Annotated in this window: 19 protein-coding genes; 14 read left to right on the plus strand and 5 right to left on the minus strand. The window is 45.3% G+C overall.

The features are described 5' to 3' along the window. Positions 1-160: 160 nt before the first annotated feature. On the minus strand, positions 161-1,378 hold the full coding sequence (locus QUB14_RS08530) for an NAD(P)/FAD-dependent oxidoreductase (protein WP_333216140.1): 1,218 nt from the start codon (positions 1,376-1,378) through the stop codon (positions 161-163). Between the two features lie 785 nt (positions 1,379-2,163). On the opposite strand from QUB14_RS08530, the gene QUB14_RS08535 reads away from it, so the two are divergent. From QUB14_RS08535 to QUB14_RS08575, 9 genes are all read left to right on the plus strand, one after another. Then, positions 2,164-3,243: a permease gene (locus QUB14_RS08535; protein ID WP_333216138.1), complete on the plus strand. Its 1,080-nt coding sequence runs from the start codon at positions 2,164-2,166 to the stop codon at positions 3,241-3,243. Positions 3,244-3,429: 186 nt separating this feature from the next. Beyond that, on the plus strand, positions 3,430-4,218 hold the full coding sequence (locus tag QUB14_RS08540) for a TIGR03943 family putative permease subunit (RefSeq protein WP_333216136.1): 789 nt from the start codon (positions 3,430-3,432) through the stop codon (positions 4,216-4,218). A 185-nt stretch (positions 4,219-4,403) separates the two neighbouring features. Next, complete coding sequence (locus QUB14_RS08545; protein ID WP_333216134.1) at positions 4,404-5,780, plus strand: oligosaccharide flippase family protein; 1,377 nt, start codon at positions 4,404-4,406, stop codon at positions 5,778-5,780. Positions 5,781-5,800: 20 nt separating this feature from the next. Then, positions 5,801-6,262 (plus strand): hypothetical protein, encoded by a 462-nt coding sequence (locus QUB14_RS08550; protein WP_333216132.1) that lies wholly within the window; start codon positions 5,801-5,803, stop codon positions 6,260-6,262. 57 nt (positions 6,263-6,319) lie between these two features. Continuing rightward, positions 6,320-6,808: a hypothetical protein gene (locus tag QUB14_RS08555; RefSeq protein WP_333216130.1), complete on the plus strand. Its 489-nt coding sequence runs from the start codon at positions 6,320-6,322 to the stop codon at positions 6,806-6,808. A gap of 483 nt (positions 6,809-7,291) precedes the next feature. Then, entirely contained in the window at positions 7,292-8,857 is a 1,566-nt protein-coding gene (locus tag QUB14_RS08560; protein WP_333216128.1) for a hypothetical protein, read from the plus strand. Between the two features lie 263 nt (positions 8,858-9,120). Further along, a complete protein-coding gene (locus QUB14_RS08565; protein ID WP_190735262.1) occupies positions 9,121-9,687 on the plus strand; it encodes a hypothetical protein in 567 nt (188 codons plus the stop codon). Between the two features lie 715 nt (positions 9,688-10,402). Then, a complete protein-coding gene (locus QUB14_RS08570) occupies positions 10,403-11,758 on the plus strand; it encodes an ATP-binding protein (protein WP_333297148.1) in 1,356 nt (451 codons plus the stop codon). A 108-nt stretch (positions 11,759-11,866) separates the two neighbouring features. Beyond that, positions 11,867-13,243 (plus strand): ATP-binding protein, encoded by a 1,377-nt coding sequence (locus tag QUB14_RS08575; protein WP_333216123.1) that lies wholly within the window; start codon positions 11,867-11,869, stop codon positions 13,241-13,243. A 263-nt stretch (positions 13,244-13,506) separates the two neighbouring features. On the opposite strand, the gene QUB14_RS08580 is transcribed toward QUB14_RS08575, so the two are convergent. Then, the gene (locus QUB14_RS08580) at positions 13,507-14,307 is read right to left on the minus strand and encodes an ion transporter (RefSeq protein ID WP_333216119.1); all 801 of its coding nucleotides are present in this window, start codon (positions 14,305-14,307) and stop codon (positions 13,507-13,509) included. A gap of 25 nt (positions 14,308-14,332) precedes the next feature. Here QUB14_RS08580 and QUB14_RS08585 point away from each other — a divergent pair, with 25 nt between their 5' ends. Further along, the gene (locus QUB14_RS08585; RefSeq protein ID WP_333216117.1) at positions 14,333-16,009 is read left to right on the plus strand and encodes a TerD family protein; all 1,677 of its coding nucleotides are present in this window, start codon (positions 14,333-14,335) and stop codon (positions 16,007-16,009) included. 112 nt (positions 16,010-16,121) lie between these two features. Here QUB14_RS08585 and QUB14_RS08590 read toward each other — a convergent pair whose 3' ends face one another. Both QUB14_RS08590 and QUB14_RS08595 read right to left on the minus strand, forming a co-directional pair. Next, positions 16,122-16,754, minus strand: coding sequence for a DUF4276 family protein (locus tag QUB14_RS08590; RefSeq protein WP_333216115.1), 633 nt, complete (start codon positions 16,752-16,754; stop codon positions 16,122-16,124). Continuing rightward, positions 16,748-17,950: an AAA family ATPase gene (locus tag QUB14_RS08595; protein WP_333216114.1), complete on the minus strand. Its 1,203-nt coding sequence runs from the start codon at positions 17,948-17,950 to the stop codon at positions 16,748-16,750. Before QUB14_RS08595 ends, QUB14_RS08590 begins: the two co-directional genes overlap by 7 nt. Positions 17,951-18,173: 223 nt before the next feature. Between QUB14_RS08595 and QUB14_RS08600 the strand changes: the two genes are divergently transcribed. Next, entirely contained in the window at positions 18,174-18,518 is a 345-nt protein-coding gene (locus tag QUB14_RS08600; RefSeq protein ID WP_190660933.1) for an NAD(P)H-quinone oxidoreductase subunit M, read from the plus strand. A 325-nt stretch (positions 18,519-18,843) separates the two neighbouring features. Here the strand turns inward: QUB14_RS08600 and QUB14_RS08605 are convergent, their stop codons facing one another. Next, positions 18,844-19,203, minus strand: a complete 360-nt coding sequence (locus QUB14_RS08605; protein WP_333216111.1) for a hypothetical protein — start codon at positions 19,201-19,203, stop codon at positions 18,844-18,846. 817 nt (positions 19,204-20,020) lie between these two features. Between QUB14_RS08605 and QUB14_RS08610 the strand changes: the two genes are divergently transcribed. The 3 genes from QUB14_RS08610 to QUB14_RS08620 form a co-directional block, all read left to right on the plus strand. After that, positions 20,021-22,330 (plus strand): protein phosphatase 2C domain-containing protein, encoded by a 2,310-nt coding sequence (locus QUB14_RS08610; RefSeq protein ID WP_333216109.1) that lies wholly within the window; start codon positions 20,021-20,023, stop codon positions 22,328-22,330. Positions 22,331-22,492: 162 nt separating this feature from the next. Continuing rightward, positions 22,493-23,218: a glycosyltransferase family 25 protein gene (locus tag QUB14_RS08615; protein ID WP_333216107.1), complete on the plus strand. Its 726-nt coding sequence runs from the start codon at positions 22,493-22,495 to the stop codon at positions 23,216-23,218. A 235-nt stretch (positions 23,219-23,453) separates the two neighbouring features. After that, positions 23,454-23,855 (plus strand): transposase (locus tag QUB14_RS08620; RefSeq protein WP_333297150.1); only part of this gene is annotated, 402 nt, incomplete at its 3' end.

Raw genomic sequence — 23,855 nt, forward strand, 5'->3', positions numbered from 1 at the left:
GTGAATGGGATCGTAGCGAACTCGGGCGCTTTCAACTTTCGTGGGGTGGAAAAAAGCTCGAACAGTCGTGTTAAGGTTTGTCTAATAGACATCTCCCAAAACTATTGTAGGGCAGGCATCCTGTCTGCCTTTGACCTTATTTTTAGGAGATGTCTAATGATTATGTTGCTGATATTTCCATCCAGGGTTTCAAACGTGATTCACTATTGGGGTCATACCCATAAGCCCAACTCTGAAACTCTTCAAAAGCGACTCGTTCTCGCGCCGCTTTTTCTGGGTCTTGTGTTCCTATGTCCGTTGCATAGAAGCGCTGTTCGGTCAAAGCACTTCGGGCTTGGAGCAGTTGGGTACGCGGGATGCGTCGGTTCTCATAGGTGGTCAAGGCTTCTGCGATGCTGGACGACTGGGAAAGACATTGAGCCAGTTCGTAGGCATCTTCAAAAGTGCTATTAGCTCCCTGTCCCAGCGAAGGGGACATTGGATGGGCGGCATCCCCTAGAAGTGTCACCCGTCCTTGGCTCCAACTCTTCAAAGGCAGGCGATCGCAGAGTGGGAAAAATAAAATCTGCTTTGGATCAGTGGCTTCCATGATCCCCCTTGCGGGTTCCCACCAAGTCGAAAATTTCTCCAAAATGCTAGACTTAATTTCTGGTGCACTCTCAGGTACAGGACATTTTGGCATCAACGCCCGTACCGTCCAAGATTTGTAGCCACCGCCGACATCAAACAAGAAAAGTGCTTTTTGCTCTCCCCTCATCAAAATCAGTTCATTGGGATTTAGCAATTCGTGGTTATACTCGATCACTGCCCGCCAAGACATACTCCCCAAATAACGAGGTTCCCCATCACCGATCAGGGTTTTTCGCACTGGGGAGTTAATCCCATCTGCGCCAATGAGCAGGTCTGCCCGTACTGATTTATCCCCATCAAAATAGGCTGTCACCCCGTTCTCATCTTGTTCAAAGCCGATGCAGCGATAATCCAAGTGGATCGCTTCCGGGGGGAGTGCACAGGCCAAGACTTGCTGCAAGCGCCACCACCAGAAAAGCAACGTTGGCTGCCCGTATTTCTCCTGGTGGGTAGCTGTGTTTTGTGTGATTATCTCTCCTGTATGTTTTGTGAAAACACTGTGATTTAGTGTGCAGCTTGCGCGTTTGAGATTCTCTACAATACCTGGAGAGATGGCATCAAGGGAGTGTAAGCCGTTCGGAAATAGAGCCAAACCCGCTCCCACTGGCCGAAATTCCTGCGCTCGTTCATAGACATGGGCATCAATGCCTTGTTTTCGTAGCGCGATCGCCGTTGCCAGACCTCCAAGCCCACCACCAATAACTGCGACTTTGTGAACAACAGGACGGCTAACTTGTTTAATTTCCATGTTCTGTACCCGATCCATTAATGATTCTTGATGCCTATTTGGGAAGTCTTAATTAGAGGCTCCACTGGTCGAGCAGCATCCGATGCTATAACAGTTCAGATGCTTTTTGCATGGGCTGCTGAATGCTGATTTGAGCGTGCCTAGCGATCGCCAGTTTACACTATTTTGGTGATGATTGGCTACCGCTAGTGATGGCAATTAACGCATTTTGGTGCTTGAGCGTGTTACTGCGATGTAATAAAATTGGTTTGTGACCGAGCGAAATTTTAACCAGCATCAGATGTAACTGGTACTCGAACGTCTATTTTCAAGAATGGACAACTGGGTGATGCAGAGTTACCGAGATTCTTGAGTATGTATTACTCATTATTGTCTCGGATGATTCACTTTGAGCCACTCAACCCGTGTACGCTGCCCCTTGGGGGTGCGGAATGTGGGCTAGAATACGGCTAAAAGATGTCAAATGGGTTCTCTAAGAAATATAAAGTATAAGCAAGATAGATGCGCCCAGGCAATTAGGGCTGATTTTATTTGAGATTGAGTTTTTGGTATTAACGATTAGTTACCGACTTTAGCTGCGAGTTAACCTAATTTTTCATTTTTCACCTATTGTTAACACTAATTGAAATTGGTCTTGAGTCGGTATTATTTACACAATTCCTTAATTCAAGCAATAATAGGACAGCGAGGGATTTTTTAACGGAATCTTAACTTAGCGCTGTCATGAGCTATTATTGACCAGAGGTATGCCCAAGATAGCACAGTAATTTACGAGTAGGTGATGGATGCAACCCGCCCTAACGAATCAGTTAAACAATGCTTTTACCCTTTTTCTCAGCTTGTTAGTAGAGGCAATACCTTTTCTGCTGCTGGGAGTTTTATTCTCAGGTTTGCTGCTGGGCTTTGTAGACGAACGCAAACTCGTATCCCGCATCCCGCGAAACCCGCTACTGGCGGCTTTGATGGGCAGTTCGATCGGCTTTTTGTTTCCCGTGTGCGAGTGCGGTAACGTGCCCGTAGCCCGTCGGCTACTGATGCAGGGAGTGCCCGCACCAGCGGCGATCGGCTTTTTGCTCGCGGCCCCCACCATCAACCCCGTGGTAATTTGGGCGACTTGGACGGCATTTCGCGATCAGCCAGAAATTGTAGTTTTGCGGGTGGTATTTTCCCTAATCACAGCCACAATTATCGGCTGGGTGTTCAGCACCCAAAAAGACTTGCGGCCTCTGCTGCAACCCTCTGTAGCGCGCGCTATCCCCCTGCCAAAACCCGAGTTTTCCGAAAAAAAACTCGTCCAAGCCAACACTCCGCTGCTGTTGCAGTCGGGAACTTTTATGCTGGGTCAGCCGGGTGGAGCGGTGCCGATCGAATCCTTGCTACAAGACGACTGGAAGCCATTACAAACAGACCAAACAGAAAAAACCTCGAAACGTTCCTCCATGTTCCACCGCGTTTCTAAAGAGCGTCTGCGCCTGCTTTTAGATACTATGGTACAGGAGTTGCGCGAATTGGGAGGAGTGTTGGTAATCGGAAGTGCGATCGCAGCCATCATTCAAGTTGGCGCCCCCCGCGAACTAATTCTCAACCTCGGCCAAGGCCCCGTTTCCTCGATTCTAGCCATGCTGCTCTTAGGCGCAGTCGTATCGATTTGTTCTACAGTAGATGCCTTTTTTGCCCTGTCTTTTGCTTCCACATTTACCAGCGGTTCGCTGTTAGCATTTCTCGTTTTCGGCCCGATGATTGACCTCAAAGGCATCGGTTTAATGCTGTCAATTTTTAAAAGTAGAGCCGTAGTTTACATCATTGTCTTGGCAGCTCAGTTAACCTTTTTAATGACCCTCGCTGTAAACTTGCATTTAGGTTAATAAATTAGCTGGGACAGACAACTAATACCCTTTTCGATTTGCGATTTTTAATTATTTTGAGCCACGACACGGAAATCGATATACAGATAGCTATTTTTCCCCTCTTCCTTGTTCCTTATTTCCTCTTCTTCTTCCTTTTCTCTTCCTGCAACGTTCTAGTTTCCAATTCTCAATGACTCTTAAAAAATGAATCTTAAAAAAATTAGCCCCTGGCTGGACGCCCTAGCTATCTTAGCCTGGGGAATACTGCTTCTTAAATATTGGATTACCGGCAAATTAAGCATTCTCATTCACCCCCATTACTTTGGGTTGACTTTAGCTGGAGGAATCGGCTTAATGGTTATTGGGGGTTTAAAAACTTGGGAACTCTTAAAACTCGATCGCACCACAAAGCAATCGCGGACATCACCAGCAAATAACTCTCTCAGAATTACAGAAGTTGAACACGTTACTTTGTTTCCCCCCAGCATCGGCAGCACCTTAATGTTGAGCGTCGCATTAATAGGTTTACTAACAACGCCACGCACTTTTACCAGCCAGACAGCATTAGAACGAGGTCTCACCGAATCTCTGCCAATCACCAGACTGCAACCCCAAGAATTTCGCAATACTACAAAACCCGAACAGCGATCGCTCGTCGAATGGGTGCGGCTGTTAAATTTCAACCCCGAACCGGATACATACAGAGGTCAAAAAGTCAAAGTTCAAGGATTTGTAATTCATCCCCCTAACCTAGCAGAACAATATATGTGGATCGGGCGTTTTATCATTACCTGCTGCGCGGCAGACGCCTATCCGATCGGGTTGCCAGTAAAATTACTCATCGGTCAAAGCCGCACCACCTTTGCCCCAGACAGTTGGCTAGAAATAGAAGGAGAAACGATCGTAGAAGAACTGCAAGGCAAGCGCAAATTAATCATTCAAGCATCATCCCTCCAACCAATTCCCGAACCAAAAAACCCTTATGATTATTAAATCGGGAGCAAGCTGGAGATTAAATTTTACCTTTCTGATTTTGGGATGGGCATTCCGGGCCCGTCCGACCTATGCAAATTAAGATACAGTAAAATTAGCTATAAAAGTGGCAGCAGCATCCTGTAACAGTTGCCAAGCGCAAATTCAGCAACTAGACTCGTAATTAGGAAATAAATTCTGAGTATATGTCATCAGAAAAAAAATTAGCTCTCAAAGGTGCAGCCTGGACGATCGCAAGTTATGGAAGCAGTCAAATTATCCGATTTGGTAGCAACCTAATCCTGACGCGCCTGCTTTTGCCTGAATTATTTGGTCTAATGGGTCTAGCCTACGTTTTCATCGTAGGCATTAACTTATTCACAGACATAGGTCTGGGCCCAAGTATCATTCAAAACAAGCGCGGGGACGATCCTCAATTTCTCAACACTGCTTGGACAATGCAAGTTATTCGCAGCTTGTTTGTTTGGTTGTGTTTAATTCTAATAACCTGGCCAGTTACTCAATTCTATGAAGAACCCCGTCTGATGTGGTTGATTCCAGCCATAAGTATAAATACCCTAATAGGAGGGTTTAAATCGACTTCCCTATCCACCCTAGAACGCAAAATGAGCGTTAAGGAAGTAGTGCTTTTTGAGTTGGGTACACAGATAATTTCTACTACAGTGATGATTGTGTGGGCTTTCTTCGATCGCAGCATCTGGGCGATCGTTGCAGGTGGCTTTAGTGGAGCTTTAATGGAGGTAGTATGGAGCCATTTTTTGATTCCCGGCAAGTCAAACCGCTTTGCTTGGGATAAAGAAGCAGTAAAAGAAATATTTTCTTATGGCAAATGGATATTTTTGTCTACGATTTTATTTTTTCTGTGTTCTCAAGCCGATCGACTTATCCTCGGGAAAATATTTAATTTAACAATGTTGGGCATTTACGGCATCGCTTTTACCCTGGGCGATATGCCGCGCCAAGTCATCATCGCCATTAGCGGCAGGGTGATTTTTCCCTCAATTTCTATGCTCGCCGAGCTGCCGCGGCAGGAGTTGCGCGCGAAGATACTTAAGAACCGCAAACTAATTCTAATACCATTAGCGGTAGGTTTAGCAATTTTTGTGAGCTTCGGAGATCAGTTAATTTTAGCACTGTACAGGAAAGAGTATGCGGCGGCATCTTGGATGATGCCAATCTTGGCTTTAGGTATCTGGCACACCACCCTCCACAATATGATGGCTTCTTGTCTGTTAGCCGTAGGAAAGTCTCAGTACGCAGCTATGGGCAATCTGCTTACTTTTGTAAATCTATGTATAAGTATACCGCTGGGATATCACTTAAAAGGTAATTTAGGTGCCGTGATTGCTGTAGCTCTCGGCGACCTTCCTACCTATGCAGTAACTAACTACGGTTTGTGGAAAGAAGGACTAACTTGTTTTTGGCAGGATATTCAATTAACAGGGCTGTTTGTAGGGGTGCTGGCTACTCTACTTTGGTGTAGAGTAGCTTTTGGTTTGGGTCTGCCGCTCGATAAAATATCACCGATGGATTTAGTTCCAATCAATCAACTGTTTCAGTAAACAAAAAGGAGATTGTCTCTATGTCAGCCGAACACAATTCTATGTCAGCCGAACACAATCCAAGAAGAAAAGTAATGCACTTTATCTTTTTACAAATGGCTCTGTTACAAGAAATATCGCGAGTAGCCACGAGGTATACTAAACTGATGTTTTTTTATCAAATAAATCGCATTATAAATTTATTCAAAGAAATAGAAGCCCCCGAAAAAGAACGCCCCAAAGTCTTTGCGGCTGTCGAACACATTACATCAGTTGAAGAATCTAACAATCCAGAAAAAGGCGCAGCAAAAATAGAGAGACTCAGGCACACAATAGATGGACTGTTGACGAGTTTTGCTCATTGCGACCTGACAATTACTATCCAAACTCTACCGAACCGCCACATTACAGCCTACTTACCTGAATATCAAATTAAGTGCATTCAGATACAAGAAGGCCCTGAATGCGACCCCATGTTTGTAGAGTTTAGATTTCAGGAATAATTTGTCGAAAGAGTAGAAAATTTTGACTGGTTTTTATTCATAGAAGATGACATTGTTTTGTACGATGCTTTCATTATAGAAAAATTAGAAAGTTTTAACCGACAAAGCGGGTATGAAAATGCTATTCTTTACCCAAACCGTTTTGAAATGTATCAAGGAACCAAGAGATACATTGATTTGACAATTGATACGGAGCTATCATGGAATCAGCTATCTAGTGTAGAGATAGAAGGTGTAAAATTTGCTGAGTTTAGCAATCCTCATTCAGCATTTTACTGTTTGTCAAGAAAGCAGATGAAAGAGTGGATGAAATCAGGTCGCCTCTTCAAAAATCAAGTAGTGAATGTCGGGCCTTTAGAGAGTGCAGCAACTTTTTGTCTTTTGGAATGTTTCTCGCTATATAAGCCTCACCCGTCAAACTTAAACTATTTTGAGGTCAGGCATTACGATAGCAAATATTCTAAGCTACATCCCGAACCGGAATCTCCGTATACACTATCAGCGGTTAATAATAATTCCCACACACCAATCGTCAAGGGTTCGTGAAAGGGATATAAGTAGGGGTCATAATTATTAGTAGGATGGGTAGATCGCCAGGGTTACCCCTCAACCTATTAAAGAATTAGCGATTTGAGGTTTGAGATTAAATTAAAAATCTAAAATCTCAAACAGTGTTGGACACAACTGGCACAATGGTAGGGTGCTCTACTTTCCTCAAAGCCTCTCTCGATCGAGCAATTTTTAGCTCTGAGGCATCTTAAAAGGTAAAATCTATAATTTCACATCTCCACTCGGTTGATACTGTTAGAAGTGCCGCATACTCCACGGATTTAAGGTTGTGAGTTTAATTCAGTCTTGGAGACACCAACACTTTTAGAAACCGAGTTTTTTACCAAGATACTTCGCTGCATTCGTTTTCGCTGGTAAAAAAAAACCGTTTCAGAGGGTCGGGAGTACGCCCAAGGCAGTAAAATTTAAGAGGGAAAATTTGGCAGTTAATTTTCAGCAGAAAGTAGGAGAGAAAGATTTGTGAGTATTTTTAAGAAAAAAATTCATCCTTCACCCTTCGCTAATCTGCCATTCAAACAGCCGATCGACCGCACGGCCATCTTCCTCATGCTAGTGCTGAGCGTCTTAATCGGACTGCTGCTGCTGAGCGGCGATCGCACAGCACCCAGAGTGCGAGAATTTACCTGGGAAAACAAACAAATCGGCGCCGAAGATACCGGCTTTATCCTCACATTCTTTCGGCCGATGAACCACTCCACCGTCGAGGAAAACTTAAAGCTAGAACCCCCCCTCCCCGGTAAATTTAGTTGGGCGGGAAGGCGCATGGCTTACACTCTCAAAGATCCAGCACCCTACGGCGTTACCTACACAGTCAAACTCGCCGGAGCAACCGACAAGTATTTCGGAGAAAACAACCAAAAAAAAGGAACGCCAATGCAACCGTTTAGCAGTTCCTTTCGCAGCCGCGATCGAGCTTTTGCTTACATCGGTGTCCAAGGCGAAACAGAAAGCAGATTAATGCTAGTCAATCTCACCAGCAGCGAATCGAAACCGATAGCGCTGACTCCCAAAGATTTAGTCGTTACCGATTTTAAACCGTATCCCGACAGCGATCGCATTTTATTCTCCGCCACAGATCGATCAATCGCCCGTACTCGCGGCACTCTAAATCAAGAACTATTCACAGTCACCACCGGCCTCAACCCCCAATCGGGATCAGGAACTCAACAAAAATACCCAGCCGGTAGAATCGACAAAATCTTAGACTCCAAAGATTACCAAAACCTCAAATTCGACCTCTCAGCCGACGGAAAAATCATAGTTGTCCAGCGCGTCAACCGCAGCAATCCCGGCGATTTCAGTCCTTGGATTTTGGAAGAAAAACAGGCGCCCAGACCATTGGAAAACGAACAAGGCGGAGATTTTATGATTCGCCCCGACAGCAAATCGATGGTAATATCTCAAAAACAAGGATTAGCGATCGTCCCCCTCAAACCGGAAGCAGACCCAGTAGAATTTTTGCCAAAATACGAACAAGTATTGGGGATGGCCCGCGACAACTCTGCCGCCGCCTATGTTAAATACAACAGCGACTTTACTCGATCGCTTTTCATCTTAGATAACCAAGGTGTAGAACAAGAAATATTGCGTATTCCCGGCAGCATTATGGCCGTTTATTTCGACCCCCGCAAAAACCAAGACAACCAAGTTCAGCGTCTTTACTGTTTGTTAGCCCAACGCCTCAAAACAGAAAGCTACAAAGAACAGCCTTTCCTCGCCACCATCGACCTCAAAAAAGAGGGTACTCGTTTGGTAGGAACCATCAAACCGCTGCTGATTTTGCCCAACCAATTAGATACCCAAATCAGTTTATCTCCCGACGGGCTGGCATTAATTTTCGACCAATCAGTCACAGCAGCAACTCCCTCAGCAGCAGACCGTCCCCGCAACTCGGGCGGACAGTCGATCGCCACCAGCCGCCTCTGGCTGCTACCCTTAGGAGACATACCCGCAGACGGTTCTCCCGCAAAACTACAGCCAGAAGAACTTCCCCTTGCCGGCTATCACCCCCGCTGGCTTCCCTAAATCGATTTTAGATTTTAGATTTTAGATTTTAGATTGACCGATATTGGTAAATATCAATAGGGTAAGGTGCGCCCATAAACACCAAGCGTTGAAATGTGCGCGGTGTACACCCTACTTTTACTAAATTGATTTGAGATTTGAGATTTGAGATTTGAAATTGAGTTGATACTAAGCCATACTGGTAAGTATTACAAACTTTTGAAACCAACTCACCAGCCTGCAATTTCACATCTAAAACCTCAAACCTAAAATCTAAAATTCGCATGACTCCCGAAGAAATTAGCAATACCCTTAAAGACTTATTTGGTGACAGTGTTGAGATGCCTGCTGCCACTTCTTGGCAAGTAGAAACCCCCAATTTTCGCCTGTTAGTCCTCCTTTCAGAAGACGGGACTTGGCTGCGGATTTTGCTGCCGATCGCCGATGCCCAGGAAGCTCAACCATTTTTTGATAAACTCCTAGAAGCTAACTTTGACACCACCCTGGAAACTCGCTACGCCTTACATCAAAACGTTGTGTGGGGAGTATTTCAGCACAGTTGTGCCACACTCGCGGCCGCAGATTTCTCGGCCGCCGTCGCCAGAGTGCTGGCTTTGCAAGAGCGAGGTTTGTCCGACTTTTTCGGCGGTTTAATAGAAAGCCGCATCCGTCAAATCATCAAAGGTGCGAAGATGCAGGGACAGTCTGTGGAAACTACCCTTCAGACTTTAGACCGTTTCTACGCAGAAGGATTGATGGGTGAAATGGAACTAGGGCGAGAGTCTCGCGAAAATACCCTCGCGGCTTGGCGGTATCAGCTAGAACGCCTCTGGCCGGAGGTGGAACCCTAAGACGATTTGAGATGGCAGATGGGAGGTGGCAGATTGCAAAAAACTGACTACCATCGAGGTTGGAAGTTGCCTAAAGTTGCATTTCTTTTGAGTGGTATAGCAACCGCCAATACGGTGAGAAGGTTCTTAATTGCACAAACCCTTGCGGAACATTGCTTGTTCCTTCTCTCGCGACGATAACTAAAGCCTCCCATCCGTTACATTCGGTTACATCCGAAGAAAGCGAATCCGTTGCCGAACTTCTTTCTGCTGTAGAATCTGCAGATTGTTACCTGGACCCCAGTCTTGACGGTACCGTTGGAGCCTCAAGCCCCTTGGACGACGGCTAATCCGGACCCTCCAACCCTCGAAGGATGGCCGTATATTCACTGATAACGCGCTCGCGGTTCTCCAATTCCCTTCTATCACTAGAAAGATGGTATAATTTATCACAATAATTAGTTATAAATATTAAAAATTTTCGGAAAACAGGCGATCGCAGGTATATCATGGTAAAAAGTTTACAGCGCGTGCTCCGTAAGTTCCACAAAAGCTTCGATCGTTTAATATTGACTTAGAAACAAAATCTTTAGCAGACAATGCTACTGCGATCGGGTTTTCCCATCGGGTGCTGTTGAAATTTCACAAATTAGCAACTACCCGCTACCAATTACCCGTTACCAATTAATAGCAACTTAAGTTGTTAATGAATACAATTTTAACAGGGGTTTCATCTATGTTTGCTGTGCGTGAGACTAGCTCGGAGTTATCAGTGTTGCATATACCTGAAATTTGTACTTGGAACATCTCCTTAGAATCAACTCTCCTAGACCTGCCCCTCTACCACTGCCAAATTGAATTAACTCAACAGGCAAAAGAAGTAGCCCAGGCTTTTGAACAAAATTCCATGCTTCCCGGCGTCATTTTGACAGAGGGGGGTAATTTTGTCGGCATAATATCCAGGCGTCTCTTTTTTGAAAAAATTAACCGCCGCTACGGATTAGAAATGTTTTTCAAGCGACCAATAGAGGTATTATACAAGTTTTCCAAGCCAGCTCCGCTGGTACTTCCCGGCAGTAAATTAATAGTAGAAGCTGCCCAGGAATCGCTTTACAGGTCAGGAGAATTAATTTACGAACCCGTAGTAGTGGAAATAGCACCTCAGACCTACAAGCTGTTAGACGTACACCAATTAATGGTCGCTCAATCAAGAATTCACCAATTAACAAATAAGTTACTCCACAAACAAACCCAAGCCAAACTCATCCAAACAGAAAAAATGGCTAGTTTGGGGAGAATTGTAGCAGAAGTAGCCCACGAAATCAGAAATCCGCTGAACTGTATTTGGGGAAATTTAACTTTTCTGCTGTCGTATTTTGAACACTTGCTTCAGCTCATGTCGGTTTATGAAGAAGAATATTCGGCACCGTGTCCCCGAATTGAGGCTCTTAAAAAAGAAATTGAATTTGATTTTTTACAAGAAGATTTGCCGATCACCTTAGAAGGGATGGAGTTGGGAGCCTCGCAACTGCTAAAAATAGTTAACGGGCTGCACCACTTCTCTCACATGGACGAGACAAAACCAGTGGAGACAGACATTCACGAATGCGTGGAGATGACGCTGTTAATTCTGAAAAACCGCTTTAAAAACAGCATAGAAGTGGTTAAAAATTACGGCGAACTGCCGCTAGTTAGCGGCTACTCCGGTCAGTTGAGTCAGGTGTTTTTGAATTTGTTAGTTAATGCTCTAGACGCCCTGACAGAGTACGCAGCCGATCGAGAAATACACACCCCGTGCCCGGACAACTGGCAGCCCCAAATCGAAATTACCACTAAAGTGATAGAAACCGAACACGGCAAGCGGGTGGCAATTTGCATTGCCGATAACGGGCCCGGCATTCCTCCAGAAAATCACCAGCAGATATTTGACACCTTTTTTACCACTAAACCAGCAGGCAAAGGCAGCGGTATGGGGCTAGCTATCTGCAATCAAATCGTCACAGAAAAGCACGGCGGCCAACTCAATTTACGATCGCAACCAGGTAAGAACACTGAATTTGAAATTCTCCTGCCTATAGTTGGCACAACATGATTAACTCAAGAATATTCTCGGTTGTTCGCTCCTGCGGTGAAATGATAGGGTAGCTTAGTAGTAGGTTCTCATTTCACTTTCCCAGCGTTTCGGCAACTAAAAGTTCCAGTGGCAAATAAATTCAGTTCCAAACTCATTGGCCCTTCAGTCTCCGAAGGCAGCCATCAAGACCTTTCCCTAGAGTCTACGCTCTGGGATTTGCCCCTGTATGACTTTCAGGTTAAATCGAGCTGCTTGGCTGTGGCAGTTGCCGAAATGTTTGAACAGCATCCCCTAGTGCCGGGAGTCGTGTTGATGGAAGCAGGAGAGTTTGCTGGCATGATATCTCGCAGGCAACTGCTGGAATATTTGCTCAAACCCCAAGGCCCCGAGCTATTTTTGCACCTGCCGCTAAAAGTTCTCTACAGTTACGCTCGCCTCGAAATATTATTGGTTCCAGAGAGTACAACCATTTTGGCAGCCGCTCCACAAGCTCTGCGTCGATCGCCCGAATTGCAGTCAGAACCGATCGTCGTCCAAATAGACTCTCAATCTTACCGGCTCTTAGACCCTCACGCGCTAAACATCGCCTACTGGCAAATTCGCGGCATAGAAACTCAAGTCCGCTACGAAAGAGCCCAAACTCAAATGATTCAAAGCGAAAAAATGGCGAGTTTAGGGCGTTTAGTCAACGGAGTAGCCCACGAAATTTTAGATCCGGTGGGCTTTATCTGGGGGAATTTAACCTACGTAAGCGACTACAGCAAAAACTTGATGGAGTTGCTCTCAGTTTACGACGCATACTGTACCGACCCCCCGCCGGAAATAGCACAGCTCAAGGAAGAGATCGACTATGACTTTTTGCAAAACGATTTCCTCCGAACTGTTGCCAGCATCAAATCGGGAGCCGAACGTTTGAGCAAGTTGGCAACCAGTTTGCAAAACTTCTGCCACATCGACGATATTTATCCCAAACCGACCGACTTGCACGCCAACCTAGACAGCATTCTTTTGCTGCTCAAAAGTCGTTTGACCAGGGAAATTAAAGTAGTGAAAAACTACGGCTACCTGCCGCCAGTGCCCTGCTATGCAGGCCAACTAAACCAAGTATTTATGAATATCTTGACCAATGCTATTCATACATTAATTAATGAAGCAGTCGGTCAAGAATTGGCGAAAGAGTTCAAAGGTGGAGGACTCAGAGATGCCACTCGCCAGCCTAAAATTGAAATCACAACTCAAGTCTGCTGTCCCGAACCTGCGCCGGATTTAGATAAACTTCATGTTCGCTGGGTTTCGATTTGCATAGCAGATAACGGGCCAGGAATGTCACCTAGCAAGTACAAAAAAATCATAGAATCATTCTCTACGGAAAAACGCGCCCTCAAAGAAACCAGTTTAGCAGTTAGCTATCAAATAGTGACGGGCAAACACGGCGGTGCATTCAGAATGCGATCGGAATTAGGCAGCGGCACTGAATTTGAAATTTTGTTACCCTTGGCTTAAAGAAGGAAGAAGGAAGTTCGGCAACGGATTCTGTAACGGATGTAACGGATGTAACGGATGTAACCGATATCAGGAAGAAGGAAGTTCGGCAACGGATTCTGTAACGGATGTAACGGATGTAACGGATGTCAGTCCGATGGAAGTCGGAAGAGGGAAGAAGTTACAGTGTATTCCTGATTTATGAAGTATAGGACACGGCAATTCCGTCTCCCTACCTGTTATCTGTACTGCACTCAACTGAAAACTGCTGTAACAGTCAACAGTCAACCATTATCTAACTGACTGCCGCACATTTTACAATATTTGGCATTAGCATCGTGTACAGACCAACCGCAACTTCTACAAAAATTTTCTACTTGATTAGCACTTTTAACTAATTGTTTAATCAAATCTCCCAATTGCCAAGGAATCAGAGCAATTCCCGTCAAAATCATCAAAATAGTCAGAAAACGGCCGGATTCCGAAATCGGAGTAACATCGCCAAATCCCACCGTGGTCATCGTGACAACCGAGAAATAAACCGCATCCAAAAAAGTCCCAAAACTTTCGGGATTTGCCGGATGTTCCACTTGATAAATCAAACCAGAATAAACAAAAATTATTGCCAGTAAAGTAAACAAAATCCGAGCAAAAATCACCCCATCTTCGCTGCTGATGCGGAAAATAGAAATTTTTAATTCCAGAAAACGGATGAGTCGGAGAATTCTAAACCAGCGAAAAATTCGGATAAAACTAACGTTGACAAATCCCAGCAAAAATGGTAATATTGCCAGCAAATCAATAATTGAAAAAAAACTAAAAATAAATTTAACTCGATTTTCTGCACACCACAGCCGCAATAAATACTCAACTACAAAAACGATTAAAAGCACAGTATCGAGAGTTTGGAAATTAATTCTAACAGGCCCCGAAAGCGGGTAAGTTTCGGCGATGAAGCTGGCGGAAGATAAAAGAATGAGTCCGGTAAGAGTTAAATTGACGGTTCTGCCAATTGGGGTTTCGATGTCTTCGAGATAAAATCCAATTTGCGATCGGGTTAACATAGATAAGATAATTAATACCATTTCTCAGGTAAGGAAATTATCGCACATGAGCATCGAATTAACTAAGGGTGAAAGATTCAATCTTTCTAAAGAAACTCCTGATTTCAGTAAAATTGCGATCGCCCTGGGTTGGCAAGTCAGCCAGACAGCACTAAACTGCGACATTGACGCATCTGTTTTTATGTTAGCGGCGGACGGTCGCATTCCCGATGAAAAGTATTTTGTATTTTACAACAATCTGACCTCGCCGGACGGTTCGGTGCGACATTCGGGAGACAGCAGGAATGGACAAATTGAGGGAGATGATGAGACGGTTTATCTGGATTTGAGCAAAATCAATGCGGCGATTCAGGAAATAGTGTTTGTTGTGACTATTCACGACGGAAAGGAAAAAAATCAAAGTTTTAGTCAAGTTGAAAATGCTTTTATCCGGCTTTACAATTCAGAGACTCTTAGCGAAGTGGTTCGGTACAATTTAAATCAGATATTTTCGCAAGAAACCGCTTTAGAATTTGGACGGTTGTATAAGAAGAATGGCGAATGGAGGTTTCAGGCCGTAGGACAGGGATATAATGCTGGGCTGCAAAGTTTTGTAGACAAGTATTATGTTGAAAATGCGGTTGAGAAAAGCTCGAATGCTGGTGAGAAGGTTGATGATGCTGAGGTTGTGAGGCGGTTTAGCGAGCGGGTGGACAAGCTATTGCGGGAAGAGGCGATCGAGGAGACACCGATTCCCGTATCTAGCGAAGCGGTAGAACAGCCGGCTGCTACTCCTGTAAATGCGGATACTGTGCAATCTGAAGAAGAGGTCAAAATAGATGACTCTGCACTAGAAAATCTGGAACCAGCTATTAGTGCTGAGGAATTTTGGAAACGGTATGAAGACGGAGAACGCGACTTTACAGGGATTAACCTAGCGGGAGTGGATTTAAGTGGCAAAACTCTCGACTCTAATGTCAGTCTAACTCAAGCAAACCTGAGCAATGCCAATCTAGCAAATGCCAACTTAACTAGGGTGAATTTAATTGGAGCTAACTTGCAAGGCGCAAATTTGAATTCAACAAACTTGCACAGTGCAGATTTGATTGAAGTTAACTTCAGTGGGGCTAACTTAACTAAGGCAATCTTGTATTGTGCAAGACTAATTCAGGCAAATTTGAGTCAAGCCAACTTAAGCGAAGCAAAGTTAGATAGCGCAAACCTGACTACAGCAAACCTCAGTAGAGCTAACTTAACTCAGGCAAGTCTAGCTAGTTCTAACCTGACAGGAGCCGATTTAAGTCAATCGAAGGTAACTCAAGTCAACCTAAGTCATGCAAACCTCCGTGGCGTAAACTTAACAGGGGTAAGTTTGACAAGAGTTAACCTTAGTGGCGTTAACCTTAGTGGCATGAATTTGAGTGGTGTTAAGTTAAGTGGGGCGAATTTGAGTGGAGCCAACTTGAGAGATGCTAATCTCACAGGGGTAAATTTGATTGGGCTAAACTTACGAACCGCTAATCTGAGTGGGCAAAACTTGAGTGGGTTCAATCTCTCTGGGGCTAACCTATATGGAGCAAACTTGAGTAAAGCCGACTTAACTTCTGCCAACTTGTGCGGGGCAGATTTGAGCTCTGCAAACTTAGAGAAAACTAACCTCAAGGAAGCTAAACTGGTTGGAGCAAATATGGACAATGCAACACTCACAGGCGCAATTATGCCAGATGGCACAATTCACAAATAGATTAATGTTTGTAGTAACGAATTGAGTCCTTAGAAATGGAAGGACTGAAGTCCTGACTACCAACCTGTTTGTAGTCAGGACTTCAGTCCTTTTATTACTTAAATATACTTGTTCATTTTGCTTGTTCCATGAGTTCGGTGAGAGTGGTAAAAATACGATCGCACTCTGAAGAAGCCTTACGAACCTTGTCAACATTCAACATCTCTAACAGCTTGGAAGCGTGCTGTATCTTTTGATATTCGCCTTTCGATTTTGTGTCGCGGCTAGCTGCTTTCAGACTTCGTTCTAACGAATCCTTTTCAATCGTCTCCACATTAATATTTTTAGGAATCACATTTTCTTTAAATCCCTGCCCGTAAAATCTTTTTAAAGTATCAATATCAGCCATCAACCAAGCTTCCATCGCTTGAACCATGAGATAGCAATGAGTCTCATCAACCCCAGCAGGCGAATCCCAGTTATCCCTCGACTTCAAATGCTCCCAAGGCCGCTGCTTTAGCTTTACAGGTGCTTCTGAGTCCACTAAAAGGATGATAAAAGCATTTGGGTGATCGGCTAAAGCATTCTTGAAATCCCTGAAAGCATTATTCCGGGAACCGCAAACAGTGATATTCCACTTGATTTTATTGCTACGGGCAACATCCACAAGTTCTTTGAAAAAAAAGCTAAATCCTCCTCGGAGCAATTGCTTTGTATTCTTGCCCTCGCCGCCACCTTCGATGTAAATGCGAACCTCTTTTACCATCGGTTGCCCCCGATTTCTCCCATCCGCCAAAGGTCTCCCAAACTGTAATTCTCAAGCCATTTTTTCAGTCGTTCGAGATCGAGACGGCTCAGGTGACTTCCTCTATCATCCCGATCGCATATTAACACTGACTCAGGACTCAGAGCCGACACTAAAGCATCAGAATGAGTTGTCACAATCAATTGTGTGCGCTGTGAGGCTTCGATCAACATTTCAGCAACAGCAGGCAGAATGTCGGGATGCAAGCCAATCTCCGGTTCTTCAATACAAATAAGTGGCGGGGGAGTTGGATCTAGAAGTAAAGCTATTAAGAATAAATAACGCAGCGTACCGTCTGATAAACGAGTTGCGGGAATTGGCTGATTATTTAATCCTGTTTCGCGGATAAATATCTGCACAGTACCGCCATAAATCTTGATATTCAGTTCTTCGGCTGCATCGTAGAACAATTGTAATTTTTCAATAATCTGCCTACTTCCTAATTGTAACTGTAAGTTATTTAAAACCAGTCCTAAGTTGTCACCATCTTCTAGAAGGGGATGTTCTGGCAAGTCAGTTTGCTGAGCCTTTCTAGATACTGAATCTCTCCCTGTCTGCCAGTTACGATATAAACCAATGTCTGCGAATTTATTTCCCAGATATGATAGTTCTGGATATAGTTCTGGATCTTTTCTTTGAGATAAGATAGATTGAGCGGGAATGATATCTTCTCGCCGCAGATTCCGCAGCTTTCTTGTTTGCTGCTCGTTGTCCTCTATAACATTGATAACAGGGCGACCCCGATCGCTATAACGGTAATAGAAAAATGGCTGGCTTTCAGAACTATGGCGCGGTGCCATATCTTCTATAGCTTCGTCCACTACTTCAAGTCTCTGGCCGACTTCGGTAAAACTAATCTGATAGCGCAGTGGCATCGTTCGTTCTGGGTAATTTAAAATAGCCTCAATTTTTGCTGTGGGAGTACCTTTTTCACCTTTCCACAGAAAATCGCTGATACCACCTCCTTGACGAATCGGAGCAAGTAAGTCTGTAGGTGTTGCCTTCAACACTCCCATCGCTTCAATGAAGTTAGATTTGCCGGATGCGTTAGTACCGATCAATACATTCAGGGGTTGCAGTTCAATTTTTTCCCCCTCACTTCCATAGGAAAGGAAATTTTGCAGTTGCAGGGAGTGAATAAATCTCTTGCCTTCCACCTTGTCCTCCTATGCCAATTCTGAACTATTATACTTTACGAAAGCTTTCGTTTTTAGTCTTGAATTAAGTAGGTCTCAAAACTACCGATTCCAAGTCTTTGCCTTGAAGTCGGAGGGGGAGTGAGATATCCCGATCGATCGCACAACAGGCGACCGACTCTCCTGCAACGGTCTTTGACCCCTTACAATTAATTCAGCAAAAAATCTTTACACATAAGAACTCATGCAGCTCAAGTCAACAACCCGCCATATTCGCATATACACCGCCATCCTCGAAGACAACGAACTCGTCCCCAGCAATGACCTTTTGACGCTCGACATTGACCCAGATAACGAACTTAACTGGGATGACGAGTCAGTCAAACAGGTACAGGCCAAATTCGACCAACTCGTAGACGCATACGAGGGCCAAGATTTGACCGAGTACAACCTCCGCCGTATAGGTTCGGACTTGGAACACTTGGTGCGATCGCTCCTCCAAAAAGGCCAAATCAGCTACAATCTCAACGGTCGCGCTGTCAACTACAGCATGGGATTACCTCAAGTTGATGCGAAAATTCACCTGTAAGCACGATCGGGCGATCGGCATTTGTGTCAACTTAAGATTGAAACCCCTAATAAATCTCGCTTGTAGCTGAGTTTCGATCGCTCCTACTGCTCTTAATCAGGGGAGTACGGCAGGGCGGTTTCATTTTCTTGTAGGGGCCGTGCCCCCGTGCCGGCCCTTTTGGTCTGACTGCCGATCGAATCGTCTCGGTCGGGGGTAGGCACGGGGGCACTACCCCTACAAAATTCATGTTTTTAGTGAGAATGAAACAGCCCTGGGATTGAGGGGGATCTAGACTTCTATACAAAGGAAAGGCCCAGATGGGGAGAAGTGGGAAAATCTGCTTTTATTCTTCTTCCTGCTTGTTTCTGACTCCTGACTCCTGACTCCCGGCTTCTTCCTTCTTCCGACTTCGATCGGACTTCTCCCCCGCCTCCCCTGCTTCAACTCGACAATTAGTAGGATGGCGATCGCGTTCCAAAAACTGTTTAACTGCAACTTGGCGGTTGGTCATAAACTGACCCCAAGCGCCGGGAAACATCCCATCCAAGGTTTCCACCAGCGCCCAAACCTCAAGATTCATCACTTTGTAATAATAACTGTGAGAATGTTGAATGCTAGTGAGTATTTCGTCTATTTCAACTGCAGGCAGTAGCTTCGGATCGGGCAAATTCTTGGGAAAGGCGCTGGGTTCATGTGGGGGCATGGTTAAATACTCAACAGCTTGCAGAGGCCGGTCAGTCGATTTTAGATTTTAGATTTTAGATTTTAGATTGATTCCACAGATGAATCTGGGGGCTTGAACTAATATCTAATTTTTTTTGCTCTCCACGACTACTGTCGCGGGCTGGCATCGGTCAGTAGATGTAAGATGTGAGATTGTAAATTTTATACTTGAGATGGATTCCACAGATGAATCTGGGGGCTTTTATCCGTCTTTGGGTCAGGTTAAATTTAACTTTACTTGGGAAACTCGGGAACGAGGTAATGAACACCCTTGGCGAGAAAACCGAGAATTGATATTTATTTATACCTGTCGGCTCAGGTGATTTCTACGTAGCTGCATCATACCATTATAGTTAGTCTAAAATTTCAATTCCCTTGAGTGCTGCGATTTCTTCGGAAATGGCCACTATCAGGAATATGCTGAAAACAGCGTGATTTCAAGCCGAGGACTTGGGCCTCGCGCGATCGTCTAACTCTGAAAGCTCCTAGCAAAATTCATCGGCGGGTTAACAAAATGGTAGACTATTTGTGTCAGTACAAGACATTAAAACCTACCCCTGGACAGGGGGAAAGTCACGCCTAAAACATTGTCAGGAGATATCACTACGCACACAACAGTGGAAACGTGGTGAGCCCGGGAACCTGAAAAATCAGGATATTAGGACTGCGAAGTCTTAAGAATCTCCGTCTGTTGAGAAAGCGGGGGTGTCAAATAATCGCCACGTATCAACCCGTCGAGGTTCAATCGCTAAAATAGTTCAGATCAGCACGCTTGCCCAAAGGCGTCAGGAACCCTTATGCAAAACTCTGTGGCAAAACACTACTTATGGGCTTTAGGTGAAGGGATCAAAGGGTGTAAGCCAGGCGATCTGATCGCTGGTCGCTACTTGGTCAAGCGCGATCGACTTCTTGTCGATACTCAACCCGAACACTTGCCGGAACTGCCCGAAGAGATTCCGAGTGTTGTCACTCCTTATCTGAGACTGTTTGCCTATCAGTTGCACGTACCTCAAGTATACGGCCTGGTATCGTCCAAGATGAGCAAGCTCTCGGGAGATATCTGGCTGCTGGAAAACGGGCCTATTTTGAAGGTGACGGAATCTTTAATGCCGGAATTGGCGGAATCCTGGAAAGGAGCCGCAGCGATGCGCCAGCTCAATTGGCTGTGGCAAATGGCTCAGTTGTGGCAGCCGTGTATCGCTCAGGGCGTGGCTTCGACGCTGCTGACTCCGGAACTGCTGCGGGTGGAAGGGCAATTGGTGCGGTTTCTGGAATTGCAGCCCGATCGCAAACCGCCTCATTTGTCGCAGTTGGGTAAATTGTGGCAGCAGTGGCTCGAAGATGCTCACCCGGCTATTGCCAATTTTTTGAGGCAACTTTGCCAGCAAATGGTTGCCGGTCAAGTGCGCCACGGCGAACAACTGATGAGCCAGTTGGATAAAGCTCTGGCAAAGTGCGGCCGATTTTACGATCGTCACGTTGAAATTGCCACGGGCACCGATGTAGGCAGATCCCGGGCTCACAACGAAGATGCTTGCTATCCGCCCAGCGGTACGCTGTTCTCCGGAAACCCGGGTGCGGAAGCTTGCGCGATCGTCTGCGACGGTATCGGCGGACAAGACGGCGGCGAAGTCGCTTCGGAAGAAGCAATTGGTGTGCTGCGCGACAAGTTGCAGCAAATGCCCCTACATCAAGCTAATTGGGATCCGTTGAGCCTGACTTCCAAGCTGGAACGGGCGGCTTGTGCTGCTAACGACAAGATAGCCAGTCGCAACGACAGCGAACACCGCCAAGGCCGCCAGCGGATGGGAACTACGCTAGTTATGGGTTTAGCCCACATTCACGAACTCTACGTCGCCCACGTCGGAGACAGTCGCGCTTACTGGATTACCCGCACCGGCTGCTATCAAGTTACTCTCGATGATAATGTGGCTTGCCGCGAGGTGCGTTTGGGCTTCTCTCTCTACCGGGATGCTTTGGAACAAGTGGCCGCCGGAGCTCTGATTCAAGCTTTGGGGATTACTTCGTCCAACACTCTGCACCCGACTGTGCAGCGTTTTCCGGTGGATGAAGACTGCGTTTTGCTGCTGTGTTCCGACGGTTTGAGTGATAAAGACCGGGTTGAGGAATGTTGGGAAGCGGAGATTTTGCCAATTCTCGACGGTAGCATTAATTTGGCTAAGGCGCGCGATCGGCTGATTGAGATTGCTAATACTAGAAACGGTCACGATAACGTCACTGTTGCTTTAATTCACTGTCAAGCACATTTGAGGGAAGACGGCAATACTTTGACAGAACTCTCTGTGGCACCTTTAGATACGCCGATCGAACTAATTTCCGACAGCGAGGATATGCCAACGGATTTGACCGGTATCACAACCTTTGGCGGTGGGAATTCTGAAGGAAAAACGCAGTTGTTACAGCCGGAAAAAAGCAAAAGCCCATTTTCGCTGCTGCTGAAAATTTTATTTTTATTAGGCTTGGGAGGTGTATTTGCTTATTTTTTCATCCCTCCGGTGGGTCGGGCGATCGATACTGCCGGGGAGTCGATTTTTGGGAAACGCGGTTTAATTAATCCTGGAAGCACGCCAGAAAAAGCTGTTGAATCGGTACCTTCTCCGGTCAAATCTTTAGAAATCGGCTCGTTTATAGAGATTAAAAGTTCTGGGGCTGGGGAAGTGGAAAAAGAGGGCGATCGCTTGGATTTGCGAGCCGCAATCGGTGAGTTGACTGTCAAAGGAACAGTCCCAGCCGGTAGCGTTTTACAGGTGACAAACAAACAGCTTACGCCTCAAGGCAATTGGCTGGAATTGAAAGTTTGTTCGATTCCTGAAATAGTGGGATCGAACTCTCCCAAACCCGAGCCAAATAAAGATTTTTCTACAGTTTCAAAACCCGCACTGAATCCATCGGCCGCTGTGGCAACTCCGTCGCCTTCCCCGGCAGTTAAGCCAACAGTTGAAGTAGAAAGCGCCAAGCTGCAACCGGGGGAAATCGGATGGATTCAAGAACAAGCTGGCGTTTCTCAAGTAGTCTCTAACCTAGCCTTAAACCCAACTCAAAAGGGAAAATGCGTTGATTCTGAATCCAATCCCAATGCTAATTAAACTGTTAATGCTAGATCCGGTAGAGGTAATTTAAGTAAGTTTAAGAAAATGGAAGATGCAGCTTGCTAAAAATAGAATAGTTTAAGGCAGACACAGACCTCAAATAAAATTTGAGGCCGCTCAAGCCGAAGATTCATTAACTTTTGGATTCGAGATAAAACTATGACGAAAATTACAGACTATTTCCAGGCAGTTTATGCGGTAAATCTCCCTGAGAGGAAAGACCGACGCCAACTCATAGTCAAGGAATTAGAAGAAGCAGGAATGCCCCTCCTGCCCCATAAAGTAGAGATATTTCCCGCAATCCGCCCCGAGGAAGCAGGAGGTTTCCCCAGCATTGGGGCGAGGGGATGCTTTTCCAGTCATGTAGCTATCCTCAAGCAGGCAAAATACAAGGGGTTGAGCAATATTTTGATTGTAGAAGACGACCTAGAAATTTCAGCAAAGTTCAAAACAGACCAAGCTGTTATCGTCGAACAACTGTGCCAGCAAGATTGGGATTTCGTCTACTTCGGACACGTCGAAGAGGTGGAACAAAAGTCTCCTGTCGCCCTCGTGCCCTTTTCTGAGGGCGTGATGACCACTCATTTTTACGCTGTAAATGGCAGGATTTTCGATCGCCTCCTGCGGTTTCTGGAAGAACTGCAACAGCGACCTCCGGGACATCCCGACGGCGGCCCGATGCACCTCGACGGAGCTTATTCTACTTTCCGAGCTCAAAATCCTGATGTGGTCACCTTGATTGCTTCTCCAAACCTGGGGTGGCAAAGGAGTTCCCGTAGTGACATCCATGCTAATGCGTGGTTTGACCGTGTACCTGTGTTTAGGCAATTGGCAGGCGCAGCAAGAACCAGCAAAACATGGCTGAAGCGTTGGCTTTCTAGTTAATTGAATTTGAGTTTAGAATCCTTCGTTTGTATCAAATCTGTTAGCACAATTGCCCGGAAAATAATTAATACCAAATCCGGGTTTAAGTAAGTCGGTGGAAAAGTTTATAACTAGGGCTTGCTGAATAATCGATCGCACTTGACGTGGCGAAAGGTTATTCGAGCGCGCGATCGAGAGTAAAGTGCAAGATAAACAGGTAAAATAGGTCAAAACCCGTGCATCACCACCTGCGATCGTGTACCGAAAAGTTGAGCTTGCCCCAAAACCCCCATCCGAGTTTGAACTGCCCTTCGGAGGAAGCTTGTCACCAGACAACCGTTGGGTAAAAATGGCCCAACTAATCCCGTGGTCAGAGTTTGAATCAGAATATGCCCAAAATTTCCCCACAGAAATGGGAGCACCAGCCAAATCGTTTAGGATGGCGTTGGGAGCATTAATCATCAAAGAAAAACTGGGAATTAGCGATCGGGAAACAGTAGAACCGATCCGTGAAAACCCCTATCTACAATACTTTATTGGTCAATCAAGCTACAGTAATGAGCTACCCTTTGACCCATCTCTATTAGTTCATTTTCGCCAAAGAATTAGTCCGAACCTAATTAATAAAGTCAACGAACGAATGGTTGAAAAAATCCGC

Source organism: Microcoleus sp. B3-D2 (genome assembly GCF_036705345.1).
Taxonomy (GTDB): domain Bacteria; phylum Cyanobacteriota; class Cyanobacteriia; order Cyanobacteriales; family Microcoleaceae; genus Microcoleus.

Coding starts and splice junctions, on each gene's coding strand:
- QUB14_RS08580 (WP_333216119.1), bottom strand. CDS start 14,307: ATGGTATTAATTATCTTATCTATGTTAACCCGATCGCAAATTGGATTT.
- QUB14_RS08540 (WP_333216136.1), top strand. CDS start 3,430: ATGAATCTTAAAAAAATTAGCCCCTGGCTGGACGCCCTAGCTATCTTA.
- QUB14_RS08545 (WP_333216134.1), top strand. CDS start 4,404: ATGTCATCAGAAAAAAAATTAGCTCTCAAAGGTGCAGCCTGGACGATC.
- QUB14_RS08570 (WP_333297148.1), top strand. CDS start 10,403: ATGTTTGCTGTGCGTGAGACTAGCTCGGAGTTATCAGTGTTGCATATA.
- QUB14_RS08610 (WP_333216109.1), top strand. CDS start 20,021: ATGCAAAACTCTGTGGCAAAACACTACTTATGGGCTTTAGGTGAAGGG.
- QUB14_RS08550 (WP_333216132.1), top strand. CDS start 5,801: ATGTCAGCCGAACACAATTCTATGTCAGCCGAACACAATCCAAGAAGA.
- QUB14_RS08530 (WP_333216140.1), bottom strand. CDS start 1,378: ATGGAAATTAAACAAGTTAGCCGTCCTGTTGTTCACAAAGTCGCAGTT.
- QUB14_RS08605 (WP_333216111.1), bottom strand. CDS start 19,203: ATGCCCCCACATGAACCCAGCGCCTTTCCCAAGAATTTGCCCGATCCG.
- QUB14_RS08565 (WP_190735262.1), top strand. CDS start 9,121: ATGACTCCCGAAGAAATTAGCAATACCCTTAAAGACTTATTTGGTGAC.
- QUB14_RS08600 (WP_190660933.1), top strand. CDS start 18,174: ATGCAGCTCAAGTCAACAACCCGCCATATTCGCATATACACCGCCATC.
- QUB14_RS08585 (WP_333216117.1), top strand. CDS start 14,333: ATGAGCATCGAATTAACTAAGGGTGAAAGATTCAATCTTTCTAAAGAA.
- QUB14_RS08535 (WP_333216138.1), top strand. CDS start 2,164: ATGCAACCCGCCCTAACGAATCAGTTAAACAATGCTTTTACCCTTTTT.
- QUB14_RS08615 (WP_333216107.1), top strand. CDS start 22,493: ATGACGAAAATTACAGACTATTTCCAGGCAGTTTATGCGGTAAATCTC.
- QUB14_RS08590 (WP_333216115.1), bottom strand. CDS start 16,754: ATGGTAAAAGAGGTTCGCATTTACATCGAAGGTGGCGGCGAGGGCAAG.